General features: G+C 56.9%; 11 protein-coding genes. 10 read left to right on the forward strand and 1 reads right to left on the reverse strand.

The features are described from left to right. Positions 1 to 127 precede the first annotated feature (127 nt). The 6 genes from U6037_RS15165 (at position 128) to U6037_RS15190 (ending at position 5,117) form a co-directional block, all read left to right on the forward strand. Entirely contained in the window at positions 128 to 580 is a 453-nt protein-coding gene (locus tag U6037_RS15165) for a hypothetical protein (RefSeq protein ID WP_127927856.1), read from the forward strand. A 1-nt stretch (position 581) separates the two neighbouring features. Beyond that, positions 582 to 1,157, forward strand: a complete 576-nt coding sequence (locus U6037_RS15170) for an adhesin (protein WP_322843542.1) — start codon at positions 582 to 584, stop codon at positions 1,155 to 1,157. A 73-nt stretch (positions 1,158 to 1,230) separates the two neighbouring features. Next, positions 1,231 to 2,232 (forward strand): heme utilization protein, encoded by a 1,002-nt coding sequence (locus U6037_RS15175; protein ID WP_322843543.1) that lies wholly within the window; start codon positions 1,231 to 1,233, stop codon positions 2,230 to 2,232. 63 nt (positions 2,233 to 2,295) lie between these two features. Continuing rightward, positions 2,296 to 2,976 (forward strand): C39 family peptidase, encoded by a 681-nt coding sequence (locus tag U6037_RS15180; protein ID WP_127927862.1) that lies wholly within the window; start codon positions 2,296 to 2,298, stop codon positions 2,974 to 2,976. Between the two features lie 44 nt (positions 2,977 to 3,020). Continuing rightward, a complete protein-coding gene (locus U6037_RS15185) occupies positions 3,021 to 3,767 on the forward strand; it encodes a hypothetical protein (RefSeq protein WP_322843544.1) in 747 nt (248 codons plus the stop codon). A gap of 45 nt (positions 3,768 to 3,812) precedes the next feature. Then, entirely contained in the window at positions 3,813 to 5,117 is a 1,305-nt protein-coding gene (locus U6037_RS15190) for a hypothetical protein (protein ID WP_038361167.1), read from the forward strand. A gap of 99 nt (positions 5,118 to 5,216) precedes the next feature. On the opposite strand, the gene U6037_RS15195 is transcribed toward U6037_RS15190, so the two are convergent. Continuing rightward, on the reverse strand, positions 5,217 to 6,542 hold the full coding sequence (locus U6037_RS15195) for a sigma-54 dependent transcriptional regulator (protein ID WP_016983762.1): 1,326 nt from the start codon (positions 6,540 to 6,542) through the stop codon (positions 5,217 to 5,219). Positions 6,543 to 6,897: 355 nt separating this feature from the next. Between U6037_RS15195 and U6037_RS15200 the strand changes: the two genes are divergently transcribed. The 4 genes from U6037_RS15200 to nhaB all read left to right on the forward strand — a co-directional run bounded on the left by U6037_RS15200 (position 6,898) and on the right by nhaB (position 11,486). Continuing rightward, positions 6,898 to 7,164, forward strand: a complete 267-nt coding sequence (locus U6037_RS15200; protein WP_242208065.1) for a hypothetical protein — start codon at positions 6,898 to 6,900, stop codon at positions 7,162 to 7,164. Between the two features lie 279 nt (positions 7,165 to 7,443). After that, entirely contained in the window at positions 7,444 to 8,733 is a 1,290-nt protein-coding gene (locus U6037_RS15205) for a hypothetical protein (RefSeq protein ID WP_322843545.1), read from the forward strand. A gap of 144 nt (positions 8,734 to 8,877) precedes the next feature. Further along, entirely contained in the window at positions 8,878 to 9,807 is a 930-nt protein-coding gene (locus U6037_RS15210; RefSeq protein WP_322843546.1) for a hypothetical protein, read from the forward strand. 176 nt (positions 9,808 to 9,983) lie between these two features. Further along, positions 9,984 to 11,486, forward strand: coding sequence for a sodium/proton antiporter NhaB (gene nhaB / locus U6037_RS15215; protein WP_322843547.1), 1,503 nt, complete (start codon positions 9,984 to 9,986; stop codon positions 11,484 to 11,486). Positions 11,487 to 11,503 lie beyond the last annotated feature (17 nt).

Below are 11,503 nucleotides of genomic sequence, written 5' to 3' on the forward strand. Positions count from 1 at the left end.
TGTATCAGCTGCGCGGCTGATTTTTGCAAGCATCTGAAACCAAACAACATTTAAAAAGCGGCACAGCTTTCGCTCTCTCCTTCACAACGCTGACTCGGGCCAGCCCACTGAAGAAGGAATTGCAGCCGTGGGGAATATCCAAAAAGGTTTGACCTGCCTTCTACTGATCGGATCAGCAGCCAGCACATTGCTCAGTTTCAATGTCCACGCAGAAGGCAATGGCGTCATCGTCCTCAACCGCGATGTCCAGCCGATCCCGATTGGTCGCAATGGCGGCAAAGACCCCTACCCGACCACCGTCAATGCCAATCCGTCAGCACGCATCAACTCCACCATGAACAGCACCGAATTGAGCGACGGCGACTTCGCCGGTGTCGCCAGCGGCAGCGCGTTCCGCACCGTCAACAATGTCCAGGCCGGCAGCAATCTGCCAGGCCTCAATACCGTCACCAATCCCAATGGCATGCCCGGCATGAGCGCAGGACACGGCGGCGGTTCCGGTGGCGCGATTTCCGGCACGATCAACCGCGCAATGAGTTCCGGCCTTGCGCCATTGACCCGCATGGCCGGAGGCCAATGAGATGAATCGTTCACTCCTTCTGCTTGCCCTGCTCGGTTGCACCACTGCCATGGCTGCTGAACCTGGTTCAGTGAACAAGGCCAACATTCAAGATTCCGGGGTTCAGTACCGCGGCAATTTCAACGTCAACCAGGCGGCTGGCGATCAAATGCAACAGGCCAACGTCAAGGCCGTGGCGATCGGCACCGAATCCCACGCCACTACCAGCGTCATACAGAAAATCGATACACCTGCCTCGCGCTCGATGGACGCCAGCGCAACCATCGGCGGCACCTCTTTCAGCAATGGCAACGGGATCCTGGGCGTGAACCAGGGCGCCGGGGCCAACAACCAGATGGCCAATGTGACGCGCGTCAGCATCAGTGCTGCCCCGCAGAGCGTTGACGACAGTGCCCTTTCGCAACAGAACGTGGCGCTTTTACCGAGCTCAGGAGCAACTGGTACCTCACCCGGCAGTCGCCAGGTCACGACAAGTGATCAGGCCTTCACCGGCAGCCGCGGGGTAATCCAGGTGAACCAGAGTGCCGGGGTGGGGAACCGAATGGCTAACACCCTGAGCATCCGGGTCGCTGACTGACCCAAACAACAAAAGCAGTGCAATTAGAAAGTACCAACACTTAACCAACTAATAAGCACGATGGAGAAACACCATGAAACCTACAATGGCTCTCAAACCACTGGTTTTCGCACTTGCAGCAGTGATGGCAATCGCAGCACAGGCAGGCGGTCGTGATGACGATCATGGTAATGGTCACGGTAACGGGCACGGCAACGGCCATGGCAATAACCAGCCTAAAGGCCCAACCCTGGAACAACTGCTGCAAATCACCGCAGGCGCTGGTGCCGCTGTGCTTGACGTGCAAGACAGCGACGGCAACGTGGTGAAAAACCAGGGCACTCTGAACAACGCTAATGCCAGTGATTCGCTCAACGGTTCGAACGGCAACATGGGCGCCAACGTTGCAGCCGGCGACGGCAACCAACAAGACAACGCCGCCGCCCTGGCGACTGCCGACGAAAGCTTCATCTTCGGCACCGCTGTTGCTGCCTCGAGTGCAACTCAAGTCAACAACAACAACTATGTGAAAAACTCGTCCACCTTCAACAACGCTACGCTTAACAACGCAGGCAACAATGGTTCCGGCAACATCGGCATCAACGTCACTGCCGGCAACTTCAACCAGCAGAAAAACAACCTGGCGATCGCCGTATCCGGTGGCCGCGTAGCTCAGGCTGCTGCTTCTGCCAACCAGTCTTCCACTGGCCTGGTTGTAGAAAACAAAGGCGTGCAGGCCTACAAAACCGACACCCTTACCGGCACTTACGCCGCAGCTGGCGTGTTCAAAGCCAAAGGCACTGCAACCATCGAAGACGATGACCACGGCGGTTATGGCAATCGTGGCGGCGGCCACGGTGGCAACGATGACCAGAAAGCCAAATTCGAAGCCGTCGGTACCTTTGGCCTCGCTGGCGTAACCACTCAGCAAGTGATGACCAAAGACGGCTGGAAAGCCCCTGTTGTGAACAATGCCAACATGACCAACTCGATGAACAACTTCTCCGGCAACGGCGGAGCCAACGTCTCGGCGGGTGTGGGCAACCAACAAAGCAACTCGCTGTCCATCGCTGCAGGTTGCAAAGCCTGCATGTAATCGCGATCGAAACGAAAGCCCCGGAAACGGGGCTTTTCCTCAGTCCGCAAAGGCGTATCGATCATGCGTAAGACTGCCCTCCTCGCTCTGCTTTTCGTCTGTGGCCTGACTCAGGCCGGTCAGATGCCCGTGGCTGCCCTGCCGGGTGGCACGCTCGTCTACAAAAACGTGCAGAGCATTCGTGAGCGCAAGTTTGCCGACATCGTCGAACAGAAAACCGATTTCAGCTGCGGCGCTGCTGCACTGGCAACGGTATTACGCCAGGCCTATTGGCTCGACGTCGATGAGGAGCACATCATCAAAGGCATGCTGGTCAACGCTGACCAGGACCTTGTTCGTACTCAAGGTTTTTCCATGCTGGACATGAAGCGCTACATAGAAAGCATCGGCATGCGCGCCAGGGGTTACAAGATTCCACCGGAAAAGCTCGAAGCGGTAACGATCCCGGTGGTGGTACTGATGGAAATTCGCGGCTACAAGCATTTCGTCGTGTTGCAGCGCTCGGACAAGGATTGGGTTTACATCGGAGACCCGGTGCTCGGCCATAAACGCTACAAACATGATGACTTTGTCAAAGGTTGGAACGGCATTGTCTTCGCCATCGTCGGTCCCGGATATGACAAGGCCAACGCCTTGCGCAGCCCTCCGGTGCCCTTGACGGCCAAGAACAAGCTGGATGGTTTCAACCCGGTCAAAGATGCTGAATTGATGGATTTCGGGTTCATTCAGAGCGACTTCTTTTAATCGCCGATTATAGAAAATGGGACTGGATGTCCCGGGAGCAGCAGATGAAAACCTCATACTGGCTGGCCGCCGCCTGCTTGGCAGCGAGTGCGTCAGGCTATGCCAATGCAGGATTCAAACCCATAGAAATCAAGGACCAGGAGCTCGCCGAGCTGCGTGGTCGTTATGTCATGCCGGGGCGGATTATCAGCTTCGGCATTGTCATGAGCAGTACCTGGCGCAACGCCAGTGGCGATCTGATCGGGGCAGCCACCTCGATGCAACTTCAGGCAGCAACGGTTAGACCCGAATTTTATGTGCAAACGATCAAAGAGCACGGCAACGGCAGCGCCCTTCCTACGGGTACCGGCACGATCACCGGTGGTGCCGGCCTCAACAGCAGCCAGGGCGTGACGCAGAGCGTGCGTGCCGCTGGCGACAGCAATACCGCCTACAACAATGTAGCCATCAACGTTTCGGAAGCCAATCAGGCACCCGCGCTGGTGCCCACTCAAGGGCAGGCGCTGATGGCCGGACAGACCATCGGCGGCAGCAATGCTGCGGGCAGTGTGGCCGTTTCGGCTAGCGGTGGCGGCGTACAAATGGCCATTCAGGCTGCCGGCAATCAGGGCACCGCCCTGCAACAAGTCGCCCAAGGTGGTTTGCTGCAGAACACCCGTCTGCTCGGCAGTGCCAACGTGGTCAATAACATGACGCAACTCAACGTCGTATTGAACAATAACGGCATGAGTGCCGGCGCACTGGATTGCAACCTGAGTCAGCTCAGGGCACTACGCACTATTGGATATTGAACTACGCTGAGTCTCGATCATTGGGCTTAAAGGGACGGCTTATTCATGTATCGATCAGTATCACTGCGTGCCGCAGTGTGTTTGAGCACTCTTCTTCCTGCGGCGATGCTGCAAGCAGCACCGGATGCAGATGTACAGGCCCTGAAACAGGAACTTCTGGAGCTGAAGCAACGATACGAAGTACAACAAAAGGCCCTGGCGGTTCTTGAACAACGAGTCCGCCAGGTTGAAGAGCAACCCGCCGCCCCACCACCAAAACGCTTGGCCAAATCGCCGTCGGACATGAAAGGCAACCGCGTCGCCACCGGCACCGGTGCGGCAGCAGCATCAGGAGGCGCCGCCGGGGGCAGTGGCGCTTCTTACGGGCAATCACTGGCGGACGACTCACAACCGGCGCAGAGCGTTTCCAACCTGTACGACGAAGCCAGCGGCTTCTTCGGCGGCGGCAAGTTCAGTGTCGAAACCGGCATCACCTACTCGCGCTATGACACCCGTCAGCTGATTCTCAACGGGTTCCTCGCACTCGATTCGATCTTTCTTGGCAACATCAACCTTGACCGGATCAAGGCTGACACTTGGACCCTCGACCTTACCGGCCGCTACAACTTCGACAACCGCTGGCAGTTCGACTTGAACGTGCCCGTGGTCTATCGCGAATCGACTTATCAGTCGGGCGGCGGCAATGAGGGCGCGGCGGGTGTCACCACAGAAGAAACCGTGACCAAGGATCCAACCATTGGCGACGTCAACTTCGGCATCGCCTACAAGTTCCTCGACGAGTCGGTCAATACGCCGGATGCGGTCGTCACGTTGCGGGTCAAGGCGCCAACCGGCAAGGATCCGTTCGGGATCAAACTGCGCCAGACCGATGCCAACTCCAATCTGTTTGTACCTGACACCTTGCCCACCGGTAACGGCGTCTGGTCGATCACGCCGGGCATCTCGCTGGTCAAGACATTCGACCCGGCGGTGCTGTTCGGCAGCTTGTCCTACACCCACAACCTCGAGGAGTCGTTCGACGACATCAGTTCCACCGTCAACCAGAAAAACCCGGGCAAGGTACGCATTGGCGACAGCTTCCAGATTGGCGCCGGCATCGCCTTCGCGCTGAACGAGAAGATGAGTATGTCGTTCTCGGTGTCTGATCTGGTGCAACGCAAGAGCAAGCTGAAACAGGATGGCGGGGATTGGGAATCGGTGGTGTCCAGCGACGCCAACGCCGGTTACTTCAACGTCGGCATGACCATTGCGGCCACCGACAACCTGACCATCGTACCCAACCTGTCCATCGGCATGACGGATGATGCCCCGGACTTTTCCTTCAGCCTGAAATTCCCGTATTACTTCTAGGCAAAAGCCAAAGATCGCAGCCTTCGGCAGCTCCTACAGGGATTACACAAACCCAATGTAGGAGCTGCCGAAGGCTGCGATCTTTTGCTCTTCAGCCAGCTAGCGGATCTGATGTTTGTGCAGCAAACGGTAGAACGTCGGCCGCGACACCCCCAGTACTTTGGCCGCAACACTGAGATTATCGCTGTGCCGGTTCAACACATCGCACAGCGCCTGGCGTTCGGCGCGGGTCTTGTAATCTTCCAGTGTGCCCATCGGTGTGGCGATCGAATGCTGGCTGATCAACCCCAGATCTCGCGCCTCGATCTGCCGCCCTTCAGCCAACACCAGACCACGTCGCACACGGTTGGCCAGTTCACGGACGTTGCCTGGCCAGTCGTGTTTGCCCATGGCAATCAGCGCGTCTTCACTGAAACTGCGTGGGCGGCGGCCGGTTTCGTGGCTGTAGAAATGGGAAAAGTGGTTGGCCAGCATCGACAGGTCGCCATGGCGTTCACGCAAAGGCGCAGTGACCACTTGCAGGACGTTGAGCCGGTAATACAGGTCTTCGCGAAAACGCTTCTTCTCGATGGCCGCCTCAAGGTCGACGTGGGTCGCCGCCAGAACGCGAACATCCACCGGAATCGGTTGACTGCCACCGACGCGCTCGATGTGCTTTTCCTGGAGAAAGCGCAACAGATTGGCTTGCAGCTCCAGCGGCAAATCACCGATCTCATCGAGAAACAGCGTGCCGCCATTGGCAGCTTCAATGCGCCCGACCTTGCGCTGATGGGCGCCGGTAAACGCGCCTTTCTCGTGACCGAACAGCTCGGACTGAATCAGGTGTTCGGGAATCGCCCCGCAATTGATCGCCACAAACGGTTTGCTGTGACGCTGGGATTGCCGGTGCAGGGTGCGGGCGACCAGTTCTTTGCCAGTGCCACTTTCGCCGCGAATCAACACAGGCGACTCGGTCGGTGCCAGTTTGCTGAGTAATTTGCGCAGCTCGCGGATCGGCTTGCTGTCACCGAGCAGTTCATGTTCGGGCTGATCGACGTGGATCGTGCCTTGCCCGCGCAAACGCGCCATGCCGAACGCGCGCCCGAGCGTCACCTGCACGCGCGAAACGTCGAACGGCAAGGTGTGAAAATCGAAAAACCATTCGCAGACGAAGTCACCGACGTTTTGCAGACGCAGGACTTCCTGATTGAGCACAGCGATCCATTCAGTGCCGCTGCGGCTGATCAGTTCCTTGACGGCTTCGGGACGTTCGAGGTGAAACGGCTGTAATCGCAGCAGGCCGACATCACAACTTCGATCAGCGGCATTTTCCAGGGTACAGCTGTCGACATCCCAACCTACGGCGCGTAATCCGGGCAATAAGCGGTGGCAGTCGTCGCACGGATCGACCACCAATAAACGTCGTAACGCAGGCGCTTCGCTCATGACTGTTCCTTGGCGCCAAATTATTAGAAATGATTGTAAAAACAGTCATTTGGCAGACCCGACTGTAACATTAGCAAGATTTTGACAGGGCCTTGTATCGATTGCTTATAGGTGTACAAGCAAACACGTTATAAGAAACGAAGTTGTTAGTGAGCTATCGACTAATTTCTAGTCCCAAGCTTTCAACACGCTTTCAAAAACCGCGTAAAAAGCAATTTCATGAAAGAAAGTTGAAATTTCTTTGTTTCATGTGTGACCCGTCGACAGGTTCGGTGCATCAGTACAAGTAACCAGCCGCACGGTAAGCCCAACCGACGGCACATCACTTGATTGGGCAACCTGGAGAGAACACCCCATGACCGCCCCGCTCCGTATCAACGAAGCTCTTTTGATTGCCAACCACGCGTTCAAACCTTTCCAGTGCGTGGCCTGGGCGCCACAAGACGGCAATGGCGAACTGAGCCTTACCGTCATCGACCGAACCAATTCGCACATCGGTCGCCAACAGATCCCAAGCAGCGCCTACTCCGATCCAGCGCAACTCGAGCAACTGCTGCAGCAGGCTCGCGCCGAACTCAGTAAAGAAGGTTACAGCCTGCAATCGTGGTCGATGCCACACTAACAGCCGGGCGATGCGGATGACTTTCAGGTCATCCGCCCTTTTCGCTTAGTTGTGATCTTTTAAACACCCGCTACTTCTGTACAACTCTTTGCAACGTACCCAGACATAACTGCTTGGCCGGCTTGCTATTGGTTCAAAAAGACACTGTTCTGGCACAGTGCGACCCTCCACCTGTTAGTTCTTACAGTTGTACTTCTCCCGGTTCAGGGATTGAATGTTCCGCTCATGCAGTTACCCACCCGGTTTCCGGTACAGGTCAACTCGCAAGGAGATGCGTGCATGTCCACTCTGAACACTTTTGCGCTGCCGGCGTTATCGACGTCTGCCGGCCAACTCGATAGAACATTCGCCACCACCGGCATCGCCCAAGTGTATTTCGCTGGCAGTCTGTCCAGCCTGACCGAGGATATCGCCCTCGATGCACAGGGACGGATCCTCGTCGCAGCGAAAGTCGGCGTTGCTGCCGGCAACCGGTTCGGACTGGCGCGAATGCTCGCCGATGGCTCGGCCGATCTGGCCTTTGGCGAGCAAGGCAGCGTGATCGATACCTTTGCTCCAGGCTTCGAAGCCACGGCCGGCAAAGTCCAGGCACTGCCCGACGGACGCATCCTGCTCGCCGGCCTGCACTATGAAAACGCTCATCGCACCCTGCCCGCACTCGCGTTGTTCGACGCTCAGGGCAAGCCGGATTTGCGCTTCGGCGACAACGGCCGTCAAGTGGTGCGCCTGCCCGGCGACCTGTCCATGGGCAGTCGTGACAGCTGGCTGCCGCCGGGTGTACCGGGTGCCGAAGCCTGCGACTTCGTCGTGCAGGACGACGGCCATATTCTGTTGATCGCCAATCACCACTTCGAACTCGCCGACCATGCCGGCATGCTGATTCGCCTCAAACCCGATGGCAGCCTGGATGAAACCTTTAATGGCCGCGGTTTTGTGATGATTCGCCACTTGCTGCTCAACACCTGGCTGAGCAGCCTGCTGGTGCAACAGGACGGGCGCATCGTGGTGGCAGGTTCCATCGACTTTCCGCAGGAAGGTCTGTTGGCGCGCTATCTGCCCGACGGGCGCCTCGATGAACGCTTCGCCGTAGACGGTTTCATGGCCTTCAAGGCGCACGGCAACAGCGCTCTGGTCAGTCAGGTCCTTGAGTCCGCCGACGCGCTGCACTGTTTCGGCAGCAGTCGCGACCCGATCCGTTGCCTGGCCTTCAGCCCGCACACCAATGGCCGCCCCAATCTGCACAACCATGGCGGCCAGCCACACCTCCTGGAAATCGGCCCCAGCGGCTGCCAGTGGAGCGCCGCCCAGCGCATGGCGGACGGCCGCATCATCGCGGTCGGTGCAACCATTGGTGGAATCGAAGCGGATTTCATCGTCGCTCGCTACTTGAGTGATGGCGACCTGGATCACAGTTTTGGCGACGGTAAAGGCTGGCTGCGCACGCGGCTGGGCCGAAGTCTGGACACGGCCAATTCGCTGGCCGTGCAGGCGGATGACGCCATTCTCGTGGGCGGTTATTCGCTGGATGGGAATTACCGGGCAATGGTGGCGCGGTATCTCAATCAATAGAAAACAGTCGGTAACGGCGTTTACCATTCGTCGGATTCAACTCTCTACCTGTAATTTCTGACAGTAGACGCAGCCTTGGATCAGCAGTCAGATGGAGGCGCACGCAGATGGCTGCGTGTTGAATCTGAAAAAGGAATTTTTGACATGACTGATCAAGAGAAATTGTCCGGACGGCTTACTCAGGTTGAAGCTTCAGACAAGCGTGCCAGAACCATTGAACCACGGATCCTCGAACTCACCGACAGCAACGGGACGTATATCGAAAGCGGCAGTATTGTTCAGGTTAGTGATTTTTTTCTAAAGGGCGTAGCCACTTCGAAGACAGTAGTGCACATTCTGGACGGAGGAACTGCGATTGCCTCTATTGTCGTTGACGAAACAGGCCACTTCGTTGCCGAGTTGTTTCAACAGTCTCAGGGTTTTCACGAGTACACCGTGCTCGATCTAGATGGGAAAGAATCATCCGCTTGGTCAGTCACCGTGGACGAACGGCGCCAGACATCCATCGAATATGTAGTCGGCCCTAACAATGAGCTGATCGAAAACGGTTCAAGCACCACACATAACTCTCTGCAATTTGCCGGCTGGGCCCCGCCTCGTCAGGTAGTGGAACTTGTCGATAACGGGATAGTGCTTCGGCTGTTAAATGTCGCTGAGACTGGGCATTGGAGTGCTCACCTGAAAGACCTTCGGCCGGGCAACCATAAATTCATTGCTCGAGAGTTGAGCGGCAAGGAATCAGCCCCTTGGGAGATTCTGATAGAAAAACAGGCACTGTTGAGTATTCAGTTTGGCTACGGCCAAGGAAATCATCAACCCATCGAAGATGGCGAAACCACGCTGCAAACAGCAGTGGTTCTGGTCGGTACTGCAAAAGCATACGAGCACGGTCGCATCCTCAGCGATGTACATGATGGAGTTGATTTCGATGCGAATCAGTACGGAATTTTCACTGCACTCGTTGAGGACTTGCAACCCGGCTTCAGTTATACGTTTATCTGCCGATCCGGACCGGATCGGGTCTCGGAGCCTTGGAAAATCCAAGTAGCATCCTCGAAACTGCCGCAACGGTAATTCTGTTCATCGTGAAAAGATCCGTCGAGGATGACTCGGCGGGTCTTATTGTTTAAAACCGCCAATTGTAAAAAAACCTGTTTCAACTACGACAGACGGGATTAAATCGACGAGCACCTTGATCTTCCCTGACACATCCGGCAACTTGCGCGCTTCAATAAAACAAGGAGCAACCGATGTCCGGTTCATTGGCCCAGGCGTTCGCGCACAATTTTCTCGGGCACTCGCCGCGTTGGTACAAGGCGACCATCGTCGGTTTTCTGATCCTCAATGCGCTGGTGCTGTTCACGGTTGGCCCGGTCGCGGCCGGCTGGTTACTGGTGATCGAATTCATCTTCACCCTGGCGATGGCGCTCAAGTGCTATCCGTTGATGCCCGGCGGTTTGTTGCTGATCGAAGCGCTGCTGCTGAAGATGACCACGCCACAGGCGCTTTACGATGAACTGGTGCACAACTTCCCGGTGATCCTGCTGCTGATGTTCATGGTGGCCGGCATCTATTTCATGAAGGATCTATTGCTGTTTCTGTTCTCGCGGCTGCTGTTGGGCGTGCGTTCAAAAGCGGCACTGGCCTTGATGTTCTGCTTTCTTTCGGCGTTTCTCTCGGCGTTTCTTGATGCCTTGACGGTGACGGCGGTGATCATCAGTGCAGCGGTCGGTTTCTATTCCGTCTACCACCGCGTCGCGTCCGGCAATGATCCGCGCCAGGACAGCGAGTTCGCTGACGACCAGAACCTGCCAAAACTGCATCACGACGATCTGGAACAATTCCGCGCCTTCTTGCGCAGTCTGTTGATGCACGGCGCGGTCGGCACGGCGTTGGGCGGCGTTTGCACATTGGTCGGGGAGCCGCAGAACCTGTTGATCGGCCACGAAATGGGCTGGCACTTCGGCGAGTTCTTCCAGAAAGTCGCGCCGGTTTCGCTGCCGGTGCTGGCGGCCGGTCTTGTGACCTGCGTATTGCTGGAGAAGCTGCGCTGGTTCGGCTACGGCACGCTGCTGCCGGACAATGTTCGCGCCGTGCTGGCCAACTACGCCGCCGAAGACAACGCCGAACGTACTGCTCGCCAACGCGCTGCGCTGCTGGTGCAAGGCGCGGCGGCATTGATCCTGATCGGTTGCCTGGCCTTTCACATCGCTGAAGTCGGCCTGATCGGTTTGATGGTGATTGTGTTGATCACCGCGTTTACCGGCATCACCGACGAGCATCGACTGGGGAGCGCGTTCAAGGACGCCATGCCGTTCACCGCATTGCTGGTGGTGTTCTTTGCGGTAGTGGCGGTGATTCACGATCAACAGCTGTTCGCGCCGTTGATCCAGTGGGTACTGGCGCTGCCGGTCGAGCAACAACCGGGCATGCTGTTTATTGCCAACGGTTTGCTGTCGGCGATCAGTGACAATGTATTTGTCGCGACGATCTACATCACCGAAGTGAAACAGGCGTTCCTTGCCGGGCACATGAGCCGTGAGCATTTCGAGACATTGGCGATTGCGATCAATACCGGCACTAACCTGCCGAGTGTGGCGACGCCGAATGGTCAGGCCGCGTTTCTGTTTTTGCTGACCTCGGCGATTGCGCCGCTGGTGCGTCTGTCGTACGGGCGGATGGTGTGGATGGCGTTGCCGTACACCTTCGTGATGGGATTGCTGGGCTGGTATGCGGTGAGCTACTGGCTCTGATCAACACCGCGTAAAAA

This window comes from Pseudomonas sp. B33.4, assembly GCF_034555375.1.
In the GTDB taxonomy this organism is placed as follows: Bacteria; Pseudomonadota; Gammaproteobacteria; order Pseudomonadales; family Pseudomonadaceae; genus Aquipseudomonas.